Below are 16737 nucleotides of genomic sequence, written 5' to 3'. Positions count from 1 at the left end.
GCTGACAGAAGCAAAAAGCAGATAAATGGTGTGCCATTGAGTGTTTAATAACGTTGCTCAAATGATAAGGCTCGACGCTCAATCATGCGCATCAGTAGTGTCAGAAGAGCATTTACGCAAAGATAAATGATCCCAGCAGCAACAAATACAGTCACATCATAACTACGCCCGAATTGAAGTTGGCTATATCCCATGATATCCAGAAGTGTGATCGTACTGGCCAGAGAGGTACTCTTGAAAATCAAGACGACTTCATTGGAATAGGAAGAAAGCGCTCGTTTGAAGGCATAAGGCAGTAGAATGCGCATGGAATGGGTTTTTGACATACCAAGAGCCTGACAGGATTGCCATTGCCCAGCAGGGATTGCCCTAACGGCGCCATAAAAAAGTTGGGTTGAATAGGCTGCACTGTTCAAGGCCAGTGTCACCATGGCACATAGCCACGGCTCTGACATGAGCTGCCATAACCAAGGGTACTCTTTTATTGAGGGAAATTGTCCGGGCCCGTAGTAAATCAAGAAGAACTGAACCAGTAACGGCGTTCCGGTAAATAATGTGATATAGCCTTTTACCAATTGGGATAGTATCGGCAACTTCATCGTTAAAATGAAGGTCAGAACCACAGACAGTATAAATGCAGCCAGTAATGCGGTGACAGTCAAGCTTAGGCTAGTTTGCAGCCCAGGTAAGATATCCTTTATATACTCAAACATCGGAAGCACTCCGTTCAAAATGAGTGGCGCGCATTTCAAGCCGTTTGAGAATAAATTGGCTCACCAGGGTAATCACCAGATAGATCATGGCGGCAATCACATACCATGTAAATGGCTCCTGTGTGCGAGTCGCGATACTTTTCGTTTGCAACATCAGATCATTAACACTGATCAGTGAAACTAAAGCAGTATCTTTCAGTAGAACCAACCACTGATTGCCAAGCCCTGGCAATGCATGGCGCCACATCTGCGGCATGGTCAGACGAAAAAATATACGGCTTTGACTTAACCCAAGTGCTTGTCCGGCTTCCCGTTGCCCCATTGGGACTGCTTTCAATGCGCCTCGCAGTGTTTGTGATGCATATGCGGAGTAAAGTAGAGAAAGGGCGATAACACCACAAAGGAAAGGGCTGACATCAAAGTTGTCAATTTCCATCTGGATTCTGAATTGCCAAACAATGAGATTGACATCAAAGCCTTCTGACAGCGTTATGAGAAGCTGTGAACTTCCGAAATAGATGAAGAGGACAACCAGAATTTCAGGCAATCCCCTGATCAATGTGACCCAACAAGAGCCTAAAAAAGCAAAGGGTTTCCAGCGGGCTGACTCCCAAGCGGCAAAAAGCATTGCCAGAATTAAGCCAATGACAAGAGAAGAAACAGCAAGGCCGACGGTAATACCGGCGGCGTTAATTAAAGATTGAAGTTCATTCATTAGGATTCTGTTATTGTTCAAACCATTTTTTATAGATGGAGTTATAAGTACCATCTTGTTTGACTTCAGCCAGTGCTTTGTTCAGTTTATCCAGCAAAGCTGTATTACCTTTACGAACTGCAATTCCTAAACCAATGCCAAAGTAATTTTTGTCAGTAACTTTGTCGCCGACAGAGCCTAATTCTTTATTCTTCTTCAGCCATTCATTGGCGACGGCAGTATCACCAAATACAGCATCAATACGGCCATTTTTCAGATCAAGGATCGCATTCTGATAACTGTCATAAGGTACGGTTTTGATCTCTTTATGCTGTTCCATCAAATATTTCTGATGTGTCGTACCATTCTGTATTCCCACTTGCTTGCTTTTCAGATCGGCAGAATGAGTGAACTTCCCTTTGATGGCAATGAAAACGGCAGAGTTATCATAATAGGTATGAGTGAAATCAACTTGTTTACGGCGGTCGGGCGTAATATCAATGCCTGCCATCAATGCATCAAAACGGCGGAATTTCAGGCTGGGAATGAGGCTATCGAAAGCTTGATTGGTGAATGTGCACTCTGCGTTGATTTTCGCGCAAATAGCATTAGCCAAATCTACATCGAATCCTTGAATTTTATTGTTTGCATCAATAAATTCAAACGGAGGATAGGTTGCTTCAGTAGCAAAGCGCAGCGTTTCTTTTTCTGCTGCGGTTGCAGATGCAGATAAAGTCATTGCGGTTAATAAGGCAGCAAACAATAATTTCTTCATAGTCATATCCTGGAGTTCATGAGCATTATGGTTGATAAATGTTACTGATGCTTGTTTTATGTTCTAACTGACTATTTGTATGACAGATTTAGTATGACAGAGCTAGTGTGACAAATAATGAGCAAAGGCTTCTGTTTTGGGTTTTAAAAAATGACTTGCGTCACCTTTTTCAATGATGCGGCCTTTCTCCATATACACAATGTGAGTTGCTGCCTTACGCGCAAGTTCCACTTCGTGTGTCACGATAATTTGGGTAATACCAGTTCCTGCCAGTTCTTTGATGATATTGATGACTTGAGATGTAATTTCAGGATCAAGTGCAGCGGTTGGTTCATCAAACAGCAGAATCTGGGGTTCCATCATTAATGCCCGTGCAATAGCGACACGCTGTTGCTGTCCGCCAGACAGGTGCTGTGGGAAACGGTTGGAAAATTCATCCAGACGAAGACGGGCCAGCAGTTTTGCTGCCTTTTCCCGAGCCTGCTGTCTGGATAGACCTAATACGCGGCAGGGCGCTTCAATCAAGTTATCCATCACAGTTAGGTGTGGCCATAGGTTGTATTGTTGAAAAACCATACCAACTTTTTGCCGTAGTGTTCGGATTTCCTTGGCGCGGGGCTGCTGTTTGAAATCAAACTGATGTGTTGCCACGCTTAGTTGCCCAGAACGAGGCATCTCCAATAGATTAAGCACTCGCAGTAAAGAGCTTTTGCCAGCACCACTCGGGCCCAACAGCACCACAGTTTCTCCTGATGTACATTCAAAATTGATATCGAACAGGGCCTGATGCGTTCCATAGAAACAATTTATGTTTTTTAATTGAATGCTCATGCGATAAATATGAATAGTTAATAGATTGGAGGGATATTAATCTCATAAGAATAACTATGCAATAATATCTGCATAAAATTGTTATTATCATCAAATTAGTGACTTAACTAATCAGACTATCAGCCTTTTTTAGATTATTTTATGTTCTATTTTTGGCTAAATGGATTGATTTTCATACCAAATAAGTTTGCTTTTTAGCCTTTTCATGCATCAGGTAACGCCTAAGCCTGTTGAGTAAAAAATGCAATAAATACGGGTGTCATCAAGCTTAATATAAAACCGTGAACAATGGCTGCTGGTACGATACTTATGCCACCACAGCGTTGTAATATTGGCAATGTGAAGTCTATTGATGCAGCTCCAGTTAACCCCAAAGCTGTTGAACGATAACGATTGATGAGCATCGGGATGAGTAGAATTGATGCCAACTCACGGGCTAGATCATTGAAAAATGCAGTGCTGCCAATCACCGGCCCATAAGCGTCAGAGAGTAAAATACCAGAAAGAGAGTACCAGCCATACCCAGATGCGATGGCAAGACCGGTTTTGGTCGGTAACCCCAGTAAAAATGCGGCTATCATGCCGCCCAACAGGGAACTTATAGCGACGACCAGAGCGATAATGGTGCCACGGCGATTCAACAGCGTTTGTTTTAAACTCATTCCGTTATTGCGCAGTTGAATACCAACCAGAAGCAGTAAAAGAATCAAGGCAATTTCACTGGCACGACTGGCAAAATGAAACAATGACCAGTCTGTCAGCCCGAGTAAGAATCCTAATATCAATGCACTACATAACTTGATGGAATCAAAAGCCATATGTAATTGAGAAGGTGATTTTTCCTGTTTATTGACTTGAATAATCCAAGGATCCCGTTTATCCAATAGGAGAAGTGCCAGCAAGTTAGTCGCAAATATGCACAAGAAAAATGTCATCGCATACAGCAGGATAGAGAGTAGATTATTGCCCAGATTCTCCAGCATGGCGAGGCTGACGCCCATCAGGAAGAGAATGACATAAATCATGATATTAAGTAGGTAATGAACTGTGGCCAGCGCCGTTTTATTATTCAGACGAATAAGGTAGCCTAGAATTAATGGCATGAGAACAATTAGCAACCCTGAATACATAACCCATATCCTTATTCAAGAATAAACGTCTTTTTATCTGGCTCTATAACTTGAACCAGTCATAAAGACTAATAAAATCATGACAACAATATTTTTACACTAAAATAACAAATAGAATAAAGGGAAACATACTGAAATTCAACGCGTTTCGCACTGTCTAAGGAATTGGGCATCATAAAAAAATTAAGCAAATCTGATGCGAAAAAGGAGAGTATATGTTCCTGGAACGTGTAGAAATTTCCGGTTTTAGCGGTGTTAATCGATTATCACGGGTTGGTCGCCATCGTACGACACGTTTTCATCATTTACGTCCATTATGGGTGGGGTCGGAGTAAGCCCTTAAACGTATTTATTTACGTGTCAGTTGAGAATTGCAGTAGAAAGGCCAGTGCTAAATGAACTTGTATTAATAGCACGCCACAAATAAGCCATTATTCATTTGTGGCGTGGGAATTACGAATTTATCTGGTCACTCTTTTTTTGATTTCGAGTCATCTTCCAGAGGAACAATAAGGCTGGCATGGTTGCCTTTGGGGCCTTGATGAATACTGAAGTTCACTTTTTGCCCAGCTTTCAGCGTCCTATAACCATCCATCTGAATGGTTGAATAGTGAGCGAATATGTCATCGCCTCCGCTGGCTGGACAAATAAATCCAAAGCCCTTTGCATTATTGAACCATTTCACAGTACCTGTTTCCATACTTCTTTATCCCTCATATCACGATTTCGGATTTAGGAGTCACTAAAAATTTTAGGATATGAGCAGACGCCCAGCCAAGGCGGTGCTCACAAAATATACTGTAGTGAAATTCATTACGCCGTCAAGCACAGAAATAACCTCAAGCTGTCTCAAATAGCGAAAGTTTGATATAGATAACGATATCCGATTTTTAGGCGGGATCTTTATCCAGAGATCAAAGAGGGGATAAGCAGAGTGCTTCATGAAGTGATAAAATATATAGCAGTAGAATGAATTAGTTCATACTAAAATCCAGCAGAAAGTTAATACCCAGCGGAAGAACAATGAGTGAGTTTTATAACAGTTTGAAAATTGAAGAATTAATTGAAGATAAAACAGAGCAAACGTTACAGCCACCATCAATGTATAAGGTGATTCTTAACAATGACGACTATACCCCTATGGAGTTTGTGGTTGACGTATTGCGAAAGTTCTTTTCTTATGATGTTGAACGAGCAACGCAACTCATGCTGGATATCCATTACCAAGGTAAGGCAATTTGTGGGATTTATACGGCAGAGGTGGCAGAAACTAAAGCTGCGCAAGTGAATATGTATGCTAAAGAGCACGAGCATCCGTTACTTTGCTCGCTGGAGAAGGTCTGATCTGGCTTACTGATTTTAGGAGGAGGTGCTTATGCTCAATCAAGAACTGGAGCTTAGTCTCAACATTGCTTTTGCCAAAGCAAGGGATAACAGACATGAATTTATGACTGTAGAGCACCTATTGCTGGCGTTGTTAAGCAATACATCAGCGCGAGAAGCACTGGAGGCTTGCAAAGTCGATCTGGTGATGTTACGCCAGGAATTGGAAAATTTTATCGCACAAACAACCCCTTTGTTATCAGAGAATGATGACAGGGATACACAACCTACGTTGAGTTTTCAACGTGTATTACAGCGTGCAGTGTTTCATGTTCAGTCTTCAGGGCGTTCAGAAGTTTCTGGGTCGAATGTCTTGGTTGCTATTTTCAGTGAACAGGAATCCCAGGCTGCTTATTTACTGCGAAAGCATGATGTGAGCCGTCTGGATATCGTGAATTTCATTTCACATGGAACGCGCAAAGATGAGTCTGATAATGAGTCTCATCACAGTGTCAATCCGATTCAGGAGGAACAGGTGATAAGTGAAGATCGACTGGAAAATTTCACTACCAATCTGAATCAATTGGCACAAAAAGGGCAGATTGATCCGCTTGTCGGACGTCAGCATGAATTGGAAAGAACGGTTCAGGTATTATGCCGCCGCCGTAAAAACAACCCTTTATTTGTGGGTGAGTCAGGTGTCGGTAAGACCGCTATTGCAGAGGGGCTTGCATGGCGTATTGTGCAAAAAGATGTTCCTGAGGTTATGAAGGATTGCACAATCTATTCGTTGGATATTGGTTCATTGCTGGCAGGTACAAAGTATCGAGGTGATTTTGAGAAGCGCTTCAAATCTTTGTTAAAAACGTTAGAGCAAGACAGCAAAAGTATTCTCTTTATCGACGAAATCCATACCATTATTGGTGCAGGTGCTGCTTCGGGGGGACAGGTGGATGCGGCTAACCTGATTAAGCCGCTGTTGTCCAGTGGCCGCATTCGGGTGATTGGCTCAACGACGTATCACGAATTCAGTAATATTTTTGAGAAAGATCGCGCACTGGCTCGCCGATTCCAGAAGATAGACATTCTTGAACCTTCTTCTGAGGAAACGGTGCAGATTATCAATGGGTTGCGTACGAAATATGAGGCGCACCATGATGTTCGTTATACTGCGAAAGCCATTCGCGCCGCAGTTGAGCTATCTGTGAAATATATTACAGATCGCCACCTGCCGGATAAGGCGATTGACGTTATTGATGAAGCGGGTGCGAGGACAAGATTGATGCCGGCCAGTCGTCGTAAAAAGACGATTAACGTTGCCGATATTGAATCTATAGTGGCTCGTATTGCCCGTATTCCAGAAAAAACGGTTTCAGCCAGTGACAAAGATGTATTGAGAACACTGGATGATCGTTTGAAGATGCTGGTTTTCGGTCAGGATAAAGCAATAGGGGTACTGACGGAAGCCATTAAGATGAGCCGTGCCGGGTTGGGGCAGGATCATAAACCAGTGGGTTCTTTCCTGTTTGCAGGGCCTACGGGGGTGGGTAAGACGGAAGTTACTCTCCAGCTTGCTAAAATGCTCAATATAAAATTACTGCGGTTTGATATGTCTGAATATATGGAACGCCATACCGTCAGTCGTTTGATTGGTGCACCACCAGGTTATGTGGGATACGATCAGGGCGGTCTATTGACAGATGCTATTATCAAACATCCACATTCAGTATTGTTGCTGGATGAGATTGAGAAAGCCCATCCTGATGTGTTCAACTTACTGCTACAGGTCATGGATAATGGAACACTGACAGATAACAATGGCCGAAAAGCTGACTTCCGCAATGTTATTCTGGTGATGACAACTAATGCAGGGGTACGTGAGACACAGCGTAAATCCATCGGTTTTACTGAGCAGGATAACAGCATAGATGGAATGGAAGAGATCAAACGGATCTTCACACCTGAATTCCGTAACCGTCTTGATGGCATCATCTGGTTTGATGCACTTTCCGCTGAAGTCATTCAACTGGTTGTTGATAAATTCATCGTTGAACTGCAAGCACAACTGGATGAAAAAGGTGTTTCTCTGGAAGTGAGTGCAGATGCCCGTCAGTGGTTATGTGATAAAGGCTACGATAGAGCGATGGGTGCACGTCCAATGACTCGGGTGATTCAGGACAACCTCAAGAAACCATTGGCGAATGAACTGTTGTTTGGTTCGTTGATACATGGAGGTTCGGTTAGGATTAATCTTGATAAAGACAAACGGGCACTGATATACGATTTCAGAAGTGCACAAAAGTCGAGTAAAAAGAAATCGGAAGATGCGGTGCTATAAAACAGGCCACATTTTAAAGAAATGTACTGGAAAGTTGATAAGAATAGTTGGGGAACACCACAGGTGAGTGTCGAAAAAATTATCACCTGTGGTGTTTAAAACAGTATCTAAATCAGCGGCTACGGAAGACGATACGGCCTTTGCTCAGGTCATATGGGGTTAGCTCAACTGTAACCTTGTCTCCAGTCAGGATGCGAATATAGTTTTTACGCATTTTGCCTGAAATGTGAGCAGTAACGACGTGTCCATTTTCCAATTCTACACGGAACATGGTGTTTGGCAGTGTGTCTAACACAGTACCTTGCATTTCAATATTGTCTTCTTTGGCCATCTAATCCTCTAAATGTAACAACCATAGTTTTTAAACGGCAAGATAATGCCGAAAAACCCTCATTATGTAAAGGAATGTCGTATTTTAAACCATCATTTTCCTCATAATGGATATCGACATTCCCGCCGTGAACAGCATAAATCACTAGATTTTGACTATAAATCCAGTATTTGAGCAGCCCAGCATCCTGCCTGCAATGACTGCTCTCTGCATAAGTAAAGATGCTGGAGAAATTCTTTCCTTGGAATATTTTTTGCGCCTAATGATTTCGTATGGTGATTTAGTACCTGACAATCCAATAATTGGCCACCATGATGTAAAAAGTGGTGGTAGAATGCCACAAAAGCACACTTAGATGCATTCTCCATTTTGCTAAACATCGATTCTCCGCAAAATAGCGTACCTACATTAACCCCATATAAACCACCTACAAGTTGGCAGTCATACCAGACTTCAATTGAATGAGCCTGACCTTCTTGATGCAGGGCCTGATAACCTTGCTGAACATCAGACCCGATCCAAGTGCCTTCTTGCCGTTGGGCACAACCGTATATCACCTGATCGAAAGCATAGTTTACCGTAATTTGGTAAGGAAGTTTGCGAATAAAACGACGTAGCGTGCGTCCAGTATGTAATTCACCCGGAATTAGGACCGCTCGGGGGTCGGGCGACTACCATAGGGGAAGCTCATCAGGGGAAAACCAAGGGAAAATACCTTCGTGATAAGCTACCCTTAAACGCTCTGCGCATAGATCACCGCCAAATGCCAGTAAACCATTTGGTTCAACCAGCGCATGGGTTGGATGAGGAAATGCATATGAGTTACCCAGTTGAGCTATCGACATAAAAATGATTACTCCTGCTCAAGATAGCTCTGTCGCTGATAAAATTGATAATAACGCCCCTGCTGAGCCAGCAACACATCATGTTTGCCTTGCTCAATGATGCGTCCCTCATCCATAACACAGATACGATCCATATGCTGTAAACCTGTTAATCGATGGGTAACCACAATCAGTGTCTTGTGCTGGCAACTGTGGCGTAACAGAGACAGAATCTGTTGTTCAGTATCGGCGTCCAGCCCTTCTGTCGGCTCATCCAGCAGCATTAATGGTGCATTGTGTAACAACGCTCTGGCAATCCCCAAACGGCGTTGTTCCCCACCGGAAAGCTGGCGCCCACCTTCACCCATCCAACAATTTAGCTTTTCATTATTGTCTAGCAAGTTCCCTAAACCCACTTGTTTGAGTACGATTTCTAACTCATCATCGCTGGCATCCGGTTTGGCTAACAAGAGGTTTTCACGCAGGGTATGGCTGAAGACATGTATCCGCTGAGGAACGATAGACATCATTGATCGCAATGTAGCTTCATCATACTGGGAAATAGGTTGTTGATTGAGCCGAATTTCGCCGTGATCAACATCCCATGCACGGCTCAGTAACTGTAAAAGTGTCGATTTACCGCACCCTGTTTTCCCCAATAGTGCGATATGTTCGCCTGATGTCAGGGACAGTGAAATATTCTTCAATACTGGTAGAGGTTGTTCAGGATAGGTGAAATCAATATTTTTTATCTCAAGATTGAGGCTGTCAGTTGTTTGTGGCCCATGAGCAGGGAAAGTGACTTCTGGCTCCTGATGCATTAACTGAGAAACACGGGTTGCAGATGAGATAACCTGTCCCATATGCTGAAATGCCACTGTGACGGATCCAAGAGCTTCGAAAGCAGCGAGAGCACAGAACGCAAATAGAGCTATCAGTGCTCCAGGTTGGCTATGTTCCCCTACACCTGCTGCTGCTAGCCAAAGTAGCAGAGTCACTGTCATGCCTGTAGCGAAAATCATAACGGCTTGAGAAAGCCCCGTCAGGTTGGCTTGCTGTTGTTGGCATTTCAGCCAATCGGATTCAACGTCTGTCATTGATTGTCGAAAACGCCCAAGTGCGCCAAACACTGTCAACTCAGCCTGCCCCTGCAACGCGCTAGTGAGTAATGTACGATATTGACCGCGCAGTAGGGTGATGTCTCTGCCATAAGGCTTTCCTGCATGATAAAACACAAAAGGCAATATCATCAGTAGCCCCAGCATAATACCGCCTAGGGTATATGCGAGGGTGACATCAAGAAAACCCAAGCCAAAAGTCAGAACAACAATCACAACCAACGCCGAAAGGACAGGGGAGATGACTCGCAGATAGAGGTGATCAAGCGTTTCGACATCCGCAACGATTCTATTCAGTAGTTCGCCTTGACGAAAACGGGCGATGCCTCCCGGAGAAAGCGGTAAAATTTTCTGAAAGGCAAAAACGCGTAGATGTGCCAATACGCGAAAAGTAGCATCATGACTGACCAGTCGTTCACCATAACGGCCAGCAGTACGGAAAATAGCTGCACCACGGACGCCAGCGGCTGGCAGCATATAGTTGAACGTATATAACCCCGCGAATCCTGCCAAGGCTGTACCGGCAAGAAACCAGCCGGAAAGCGTCAGCAGGCCAATACTGGCTAACAGGGTTACAATCGCTAATACCATGCCCAAGCTGATGAGAAACCAGTGGCGGCGATAGAGTGCGAGAAATGGGAGTAATATACGCATGATTAAAGCTCCACGCTGCGATGAGACAACAGACGGGAAAATGCCCCTTGAGATTGGCTTAAACTCTGATAATGGCCTTTCTCAATGATTAACCCGTTTTCCATTACCCAGATCTGGTCATATTCCAGTGTTTCTTCCAGCAGGTGAGTGACCAGCAGTGTGGTTTGCTGACTGGATGCCTGATTTAATGCCATCATCACACGTTGTTCGCTATGGGCGTCAAGACTGGCTGCCGGCTCATCCAATAACAATAACTGACAGGGGTTCAATAATGCCCGTGCTACAGCGATGCGTTGAGCTTGCCCAACAGATAAGCGGGCTGCATTGTCACCAATGACTGTATTCACGCCTTCAGGAAGAGCATGAATAAACTCGCTGACATAAGCCCGTTCCATAACATCATTAATCTGGTCTTGTGTTGCGTCAAATTGACCAAGACGGATATTATCGAGCAGCGTCTGCTCTGGCAGGTGTGGGTTTTGTCCAACCCAGCTTAACTGCTCACGCCATTTGGTTAGATTCAGCTCACGTAGCTCGATTCCATTGATTTTCAAAGAGCCGCGATAGGGCAGGAACCCCAGTAATAGATTGATCAGCGAGCTTTTCCCAGCACCACTTTTCCCAACCAACGCAATCCGCTGATGTTTGTCAATCGTGAAGCTCAAGGGACCCGCAAGATGATGACCATCGTGTGACCGGATTTCCAGTTCGTTCGCTTCAATAGTCACTGATTTTGTATCTGGCAGCATTTTTTCGCCGTTGGATACAGTGTGTTCTCCATCACTGTTGAGCAGAGTAAAAAGCGACTCTGCGGCACCGACAGCTTGGGCTTTTGCATGATAAAACGTACCCAAATCGCGCAGTGGCTGAAAGAATTCAGGAGCGAGGATCAGAGCGAGGAAGCCTGCAAACAACGTGACACCCAGACCATAACTACCAAAATGTAATTCTCCCAAATAAGAAAAACCAAAATAAACGGCAACAACCGCAATGGAAACTGCAGCAAAAAACTCCAGCACAGCAGACGATAAAAATGCCATGCGCAGTACTTCCATCGTTCTGTGACGGAAACTGTCTGTCGATTCGGTAATTTGCTTAACTTCGGCTTCCCCGCGATGGAACACGCGTAGAGTTTCCAGACCCCGTAAACGATCAAGGAAATTGCCGCTTAAACGACTGAGCGCGACAAAATTGCGTCGATTGGCGTCAGCGGCACCTAATCCAACCAATGACATAAAAAGGGGAATTAACGGAGCGGTAACGAGTAAAATTAATCCTGCTGCCCAGTTGACAGGAAAGATAGTCATCAGGATTAAGAGAGGGATAATGGTTGCAAGCGCCATTTGGGGCAGATAGCGGGAATAAAAATCCTGCATATCTTCGATTTGTTCCAAGATAATGGTAGCCCAGCTTCCGGCGGGTTTTCCCTTGACCCAAACCGGCCCCAATTGTGCCAGTTTATCCAAAACTATACTGCGGATTTGTTGGCGCACAACCTTGCCACAGATAAAACCGATACGCTCTCGAGTAGCACTGACAATTGCCCGCAATGTAAAGGCGGCTATCAGCATCAGAAACTGAACGATGAGATTTTCGCGGGGGATTTTATCCATGATTAGTGCTTGAAGGATTGACGCCAGAAGCCAAGCTTGAGAGATGATTAGTAATCCGCTAATGAGGCCAAGTAGCATGGATAGCCGAAGCCACCGACGGGCAGGCGCACTTTGCTGTCTTAGCCATCGAACAAGTTCAGATTGTCTTGTTTTGTCCATAAGAAAAATTTCTGATTAGCAGGTGATGATACAATGTATCAAAAAGGCTGGTGATACTGTTTGCCAGCGGCCAAACCTTATGTTCCCTGTTAAAAAGCGCTACCGAAATAGCGCCTTAAGGAAAGAGGGTTTATTTAGTTGCCAATCCATCAAGAAAACGTTCAGCATCCAGTGCAGCCATACAGCCAGTACCTGCTGAGGTGATGGCTTGGCGATAAACATGATCCATGACATCCCCGGCGGCAAATACTCCCGGAATAGAAGTCTGGGTGGCATTTCCATGCAGGCCGGACTGGACTTTAATATATCCGTTTTGCAGTTCAAGCTGTCCTTCAAAGATACCTGTGTTTGGACTGTGGCCGATAGCAATGAAGACACCAGTAACATCCAGCTCTTCTGCATTATCACTTTTCGTATCGTGAATACGAATGCCAGTCACACCCATATCATCGCCCAGCACCTCATCTAAAGTTCTATCGGTATGCAGAATGATATTACCATTCTTGACTTTCTCCATCAGTCGATCAATGAGGATCTTTTCTGAACGGAAAGTATCACGGCGGTGAATGAGATGGACTTCGGCTGCAATGTTCGCAAGATACAGTGCTTCTTCAACGGCGGTATTGCCACCACCAACTACAGCAACCTTTTGCTTACGATAGAAGAAACCATCACATGTTGCACAGGCAGATACGCCACGACCTTTGAAAGCGTCTTCGGAAGGGAGACCCAAATAACGGGCGGAAGCACCTGTCGCGATGATCAAAGCATCGCAGGTATATTCCTGATCATCTCCATAAAGACGGAATGGTCTTTTTTCGAAATCGACTTTCTGAATATGGTCAGAAATAATTTCTGTTTGAAATTTTTCAGCGTGTTGGAACATACGTTCCATCAAATCTGGACCTGTCAGCCCTTCAGGATCACCGGGCCAGTTTTCAACTTCAGTCGTGGTGGTCAATTGGCCGCCTTTTTCAACCCCGGTAATAAGGACGGGGTTTAAATTAGCGCGGGCTGCATAAACAGCGGCGGTATAACCAGCAGGACCTGAGCCAAGAATGATAAGTTTACTGTGTTTGGCTGTGCTCATGAATACCTCATTTCCATTATCGCATATTGCGGATTTGGGGATTGTAGGAGAAATAATAAGTTAAAAAAAGCGATTATCAGATAAAATATTTATGTTATTAACGATTTTACCGATAGATAGTAACTATGATGTAATGGGAATGTAAGGAGAGGTTACTTAACTTTCTGAATTGAACATCATTTATCCGTATAAGGTATAAAACAAGCTATGGAAAGGATTTACTCAAAATTTGTTTGGTAGGTTGTTCTGATTTTTGTTCATTTACTTTGACAATCAGCTGTGCATTTGCGAAAACATCTGTGTAAGAGATAATTATCTACCTCGCTAATCAATTGTTTCTATAGAATAGACAAATCGGAGTGGGTAGTTTTCTTATAGAACAAAAAAATTGCCGATAAGCTGCTTTCTGGGAGACGTAGTGTTTTGGGAAATAATATTCTGGAAGACGGTGTTCTAGTAAGTCGTGTTTTGGTTAATCGAGTTCTGGGAAATTGTATTTTAGAAGATGGCGTATAGATCCCAAACCTTGGTTACAGATTGAGCTTTAGCCTTTGAAAGACATCTTTTCCAGCTCAACTGCTTGAGAGAGATAGGGAAAATGTTATGGGTGTAGGAATATAAAGAGAGAGCAATAAGATGATAGATAATAAGAAGCGTCCAGGAAAAGATCTTGATCGCATAGACCGTAATATCCTTAACGAATTGCAGAAAGACGGCCGTATTTCTAATGTGGAATTATCCAAGCGGGTTGGTTTATCACCTACGCCTTGTCTGGAGCGTGTACGCCGATTGGAACGTCAGGGCTTTATTTCTGGTTACACCGCCTTGTTGAATCCTCATTATCTGGATGCATCGCTATTGGTATTTGTGGAGATTACTCTGAACCGTGGTGCAGCAGATGTCTTTGAGCAGTTTAATACTGCTGTACAGAAACTTGAAGAAATCCAAGAATGTCACTTAGTTTCTGGTGATTTTGACTATTTGCTGAAAACACGAGTGCCAGATATGTCTGCATATCGTAAATTACTGGGCGAAACCCTGCTGCGCCTTCCGGGCGTCAATGACACCCGCACTTATGTTGTCATGGAAGAAGTGAAGCAGAGTAACCGTTTAGTTATTAAAACTCGCTAAACTTTTGTCTAAAATGTACAGATGCAAAACAGGAAAAACTTAGGTACACTCCTGTTTATGCATACAGTTCCAACGCTGAGCAATCCTCAGCGTTGTTCCATTTAATCAACAGGAAAACCTGGAGAGCCTTTCTTGAACCAGGAATATACAGAAGATAAACGTGTTAAGTTAAAGAAAATAAGCAGTAGCCGTCGGCTTCTGGAAGCCATTCTGTTGGTTATTGCTATTTGCGTCGTGTACTTTATGGTGGCGCTTGTCAGTTTCAATCCCTCCGATCCCAGCTGGTCACAAACGTCATGGAATGGGCCCGTCCATAATTTCGGTGGCAGTGTTGGTGCCTGGTTGTCAGATATACTATTTTCGGCATTTGGTATTCTTGCCTATGCAGTCCCGCTATTTATGTTTTTAGGTTGTTGGAATGCTTTCCGTCAGAAAGATAGGCAAGAGTATGTTGATTTCTTTACGCTCTCATTACGCGTCATTGGCGCTTTGGCACTGGTATTAACTTCATGTGGCCTGGTTGCTCTCAATATTGATGATTTAAACGATTTTGCTGCTGGTGGTGTCATCGGTAACTTATTCAGTAAAGCGATTCTGCCGTGGTTTAATATTCTTGGGGCGACATTAGCGCTGCTCGGTATTTGGGCTATTGGGTTCACATTATTTACAGGCTGGTCATGGCTCACTATTGCGGAAAAAATTGGTGCAGTTATTCTTGACTCACTCAGTTTTATGGTAAATCGCACCCGCAATGAGCCTGAGTATGGCGAACTGGAAGACGAAGTTATTCCTGAACATCTGGCCAGCGGGCAAAATCGTGCTGATAATGTAAACACAGATGATATAGGCATGACAGCATCTGCCGCTAAAGCTGTAGAAGTTGACGAGGATGACGTGCTGTTGAGTGCGCCAACGGTGGTGGAACTGGTTAAGACTGATTCAGCGCCTCAAGCTATGGATACAGCGCAGGAGAGCAGTTCACCTGAAAAGGTTCAGCCTGTGCAGCAAAACGAAAACAGGCAGCAATCTATTGCTCAGGAAGCCATTGCCTTACCGGAATCAGTACAAACTGAATCGGATCATACTGAAGCAGATCAAGAACCTGTTCATTATACATTTGAATTGCCAGCTGATTATCAATTAGAGACAGAATCAGAATTCAGTAAAACTGCACAGATTACTGCACAATCGGAGTTATCTACAGATAGCACTGTGGCAACAAACATACAGCCACAAAATGATGTGATAGAGTCGTTTACTTTTTCTCCGAATGATAATCTGAAAAATGCGGCCGCTGGTGTTTCCAGTGCTGCTGTTGTGATGAAAACTCCTCAGATGAAACAGGGTATTGGCCCTGAAATGCCGCGGCCGAATCCCGTTAGAATACCTACCCGCCGTGAATTATATGGTGTCAAAGTACCGTCTCAGCGTTTGTCTGAACATCTGCAACGGGAAGAAAAAGAGAGACAAAGCGATCTTATTGCGGAAACTGATGAACAGCAAATGGATGAACAGCAGCAAGACATGTTGCGGCAGCAATTCCTTGAACAGCAGCGTGAACGTTATGGTTCTAATTTTGAAGAAGAAACAAAAGGGCATCGTGAAGAAATCGCTCAGATACATAAGCAATCAGCGACAGCCGAATTTGTAGAGCATAGTGTTGATGAACCGTCGGAACAGGAAGAGGCATTGCGAGTAGCGTTCGAACAGCAGCAGCGTGAACGTTATCAAAAGATCCAGCCTGCTATTCCAAGCCAGGCCGAAAAGCCTGCGTTTGATTATTCTTCACTAGCTGATGGTTTTGAAAAATCTGAACCTGTAGAGCTATTGCCCCTGCAGTCAGAGTCATCGATTCATTCAGAACAGGAAAAAAGAACAGTTTCTGTTTCAGGGACTTCCCATGAATCGAAAATTCAGCATACTTTTGCGCAGCAACCGCAGCAACCGCAGCAACCGCAGCAACCGCAGCAACCGCAGCAACCGCAGCAACCGCAGCAACCGCAGCAACCGCAG

The 16737-nt window shown here is 44.0% G+C and carries 15 protein-coding genes and 1 pseudogene; 5 read left to right on the top strand and 11 right to left on the bottom strand.

The genetic code is table 11. From position 1 onward, the window contains the following. Positions 1-44: 44 nt before the first annotated feature. The 5 genes from artM to NXS07_RS10970 form a co-directional block, all read right to left on the bottom strand. Positions 45-713 (bottom strand): arginine ABC transporter permease ArtM, encoded by a 669-nt coding sequence (gene artM, locus NXS07_RS10990; RefSeq protein WP_038188065.1) that lies wholly within the window; start codon positions 711-713, stop codon positions 45-47. Beyond that, positions 706-1428 carry an arginine ABC transporter permease ArtQ gene (gene artQ, locus NXS07_RS10985; RefSeq protein ID WP_038191779.1) on the bottom strand — a complete coding sequence of 241 codons (723 nt, stop codon included), beginning with the start codon at positions 1426-1428 and terminating at the stop codon, positions 706-708. The genes artM and artQ overlap by 8 nt, the downstream gene beginning before the upstream one ends. Positions 1429-1438: 10 nt before the next feature. Beyond that, positions 1439-2182 (bottom strand): arginine ABC transporter substrate-binding protein, encoded by a 744-nt coding sequence (artJ, locus tag NXS07_RS10980; protein ID WP_038191777.1) that lies wholly within the window; start codon positions 2180-2182, stop codon positions 1439-1441. 102 nt (positions 2183-2284) lie between these two features. Beyond that, positions 2285-3013, bottom strand: coding sequence for an arginine ABC transporter ATP-binding protein ArtP (gene artP / locus NXS07_RS10975; protein ID WP_038225184.1), 729 nt, complete (start codon positions 3011-3013; stop codon positions 2285-2287). A gap of 221 nt (positions 3014-3234) precedes the next feature. Then, on the bottom strand, positions 3235-4143 hold the full coding sequence (locus tag NXS07_RS10970) for a LysO family transporter (RefSeq protein ID WP_038201030.1): 909 nt from the start codon (positions 4141-4143) through the stop codon (positions 3235-3237). Between the two features lie 215 nt (positions 4144-4358). On the opposite strand from NXS07_RS10970, the gene NXS07_RS10965 reads away from it, so the two are divergent. Next, positions 4359-4478 carry a YjbD family protein gene (locus NXS07_RS10965; protein WP_230581134.1) on the top strand — a complete coding sequence of 40 codons (120 nt, stop codon included), beginning with the start codon at positions 4359-4361 and terminating at the stop codon, positions 4476-4478. A 134-nt stretch (positions 4479-4612) separates the two neighbouring features. On the opposite strand, the gene cspD is transcribed toward NXS07_RS10965, so the two are convergent. Continuing rightward, positions 4613-4843: a cold shock-like protein CspD gene (gene cspD / locus NXS07_RS10960; RefSeq protein ID WP_012987463.1), complete on the bottom strand. Its 231-nt coding sequence runs from the start codon at positions 4841-4843 to the stop codon at positions 4613-4615. 323 nt (positions 4844-5166) lie between these two features. Here cspD and clpS point away from each other — a divergent pair, with 323 nt between their 5' ends. Both clpS and clpA read left to right on the top strand, forming a co-directional pair. Further along, positions 5167-5487, top strand: coding sequence for an ATP-dependent Clp protease adapter ClpS (clpS, locus tag NXS07_RS10955; protein ID WP_012987462.1), 321 nt, complete (start codon positions 5167-5169; stop codon positions 5485-5487). A 31-nt stretch (positions 5488-5518) separates the two neighbouring features. Continuing rightward, positions 5519-7804, top strand: coding sequence for an ATP-dependent Clp protease ATP-binding subunit ClpA (clpA, locus tag NXS07_RS10950; protein WP_038212358.1), 2286 nt, complete (start codon positions 5519-5521; stop codon positions 7802-7804). A gap of 112 nt (positions 7805-7916) precedes the next feature. Here clpA and infA read toward each other — a convergent pair whose 3' ends face one another. The 5 genes and pseudogenes from infA to trxB all read right to left on the bottom strand — a co-directional run bounded on the left by infA (position 7917) and on the right by trxB (position 13593). Further along, complete coding sequence (gene infA / locus NXS07_RS10945; protein ID WP_002211347.1) at positions 7917-8135, bottom strand: translation initiation factor IF-1; 219 nt, start codon at positions 8133-8135, stop codon at positions 7917-7919. A gap of 155 nt (positions 8136-8290) precedes the next feature. Beyond that, positions 8291-8980, bottom strand: a pseudogene (gene aat / locus NXS07_RS10940) (leucyl/phenylalanyl-tRNA--protein transferase). Between the two features lie 8 nt (positions 8981-8988). Beyond that, positions 8989-10731: a heme ABC transporter ATP-binding protein/permease CydC gene (gene cydC / locus NXS07_RS10935; RefSeq protein WP_038225180.1), complete on the bottom strand. Its 1743-nt coding sequence runs from the start codon at positions 10729-10731 to the stop codon at positions 8989-8991. Positions 10732-10733: 2 nt separating this feature from the next. Next, positions 10734-12503: a heme ABC transporter permease/ATP-binding protein CydD gene (gene cydD / locus NXS07_RS10930; RefSeq protein ID WP_038212351.1), complete on the bottom strand. Its 1770-nt coding sequence runs from the start codon at positions 12501-12503 to the stop codon at positions 10734-10736. 130 nt (positions 12504-12633) lie between these two features. Next, a complete protein-coding gene (trxB, locus tag NXS07_RS10925) occupies positions 12634-13593 on the bottom strand; it encodes a thioredoxin-disulfide reductase (RefSeq protein WP_038188103.1) in 960 nt (319 codons plus the stop codon). 636 nt (positions 13594-14229) lie between these two features. Here trxB and lrp point away from each other — a divergent pair. After that, positions 14230-14724 (top strand): leucine-responsive transcriptional regulator Lrp, encoded by a 495-nt coding sequence (gene lrp, locus NXS07_RS10920; protein WP_004256338.1) that lies wholly within the window; start codon positions 14230-14232, stop codon positions 14722-14724. A gap of 132 nt (positions 14725-14856) precedes the next feature. After that, a partial coding sequence (locus NXS07_RS10915) for a DNA translocase FtsK 4TM domain-containing protein (protein WP_258086736.1) occupies positions 14857-16737 on the top strand: 1881 nt, incomplete at its 3' end.

The organism is Xenorhabdus bovienii (assembly GCF_024721015.1).
Taxonomy (GTDB): Bacteria; Pseudomonadota; Gammaproteobacteria; order Enterobacterales; family Enterobacteriaceae; genus Xenorhabdus; species Xenorhabdus bovienii.
The sequence above is the reverse complement of the archived record's forward strand: the minus strand, read 5'-3'. Positions and strand labels throughout refer to the sequence as shown.

Coding starts and splice junctions, on each gene's coding strand:
- cydC (WP_038225180.1), bottom strand. CDS start 10,731: ATGCGTATATTACTCCCATTTCTCGCACTCTATCGCCGCCACTGGTTT.
- NXS07_RS10965 (WP_230581134.1), top strand. CDS start 4,359: ATGTTCCTGGAACGTGTAGAAATTTCCGGTTTTAGCGGTGTTAATCGA.
- clpA (WP_038212358.1), top strand. CDS start 5,519: ATGCTCAATCAAGAACTGGAGCTTAGTCTCAACATTGCTTTTGCCAAA.
- cydD (WP_038212351.1), bottom strand. CDS start 12,503: ATGGACAAAACAAGACAATCTGAACTTGTTCGATGGCTAAGACAGCAA.
- trxB (WP_038188103.1), bottom strand. CDS start 13,593: ATGAGCACAGCCAAACACAGTAAACTTATCATTCTTGGCTCAGGTCCT.
- artJ (WP_038191777.1), bottom strand. CDS start 2,182: ATGAAGAAATTATTGTTTGCTGCCTTATTAACCGCAATGACTTTATCT.
- artP (WP_038225184.1), bottom strand. CDS start 3,013: ATGAGCATTCAATTAAAAAACATAAATTGTTTCTATGGAACGCATCAG.
- cspD (WP_012987463.1), bottom strand. CDS start 4,843: ATGGAAACAGGTACTGTGAAATGGTTCAATAATGCAAAGGGCTTTGGA.
- artM (WP_038188065.1), bottom strand. CDS start 713: ATGTTTGAGTATATAAAGGATATCTTACCTGGGCTGCAAACTAGCCTA.
- artQ (WP_038191779.1), bottom strand. CDS start 1,428: ATGAATGAACTTCAATCTTTAATTAACGCCGCCGGTATTACCGTCGGC.
- clpS (WP_012987462.1), top strand. CDS start 5,167: ATGAGTGAGTTTTATAACAGTTTGAAAATTGAAGAATTAATTGAAGAT.
- infA (WP_002211347.1), bottom strand. CDS start 8,135: ATGGCCAAAGAAGACAATATTGAAATGCAAGGTACTGTGTTAGACACA.
- NXS07_RS10970 (WP_038201030.1), bottom strand. CDS start 4,143: ATGTATTCAGGGTTGCTAATTGTTCTCATGCCATTAATTCTAGGCTAC.
- lrp (WP_004256338.1), top strand. CDS start 14,230: ATGATAGATAATAAGAAGCGTCCAGGAAAAGATCTTGATCGCATAGAC.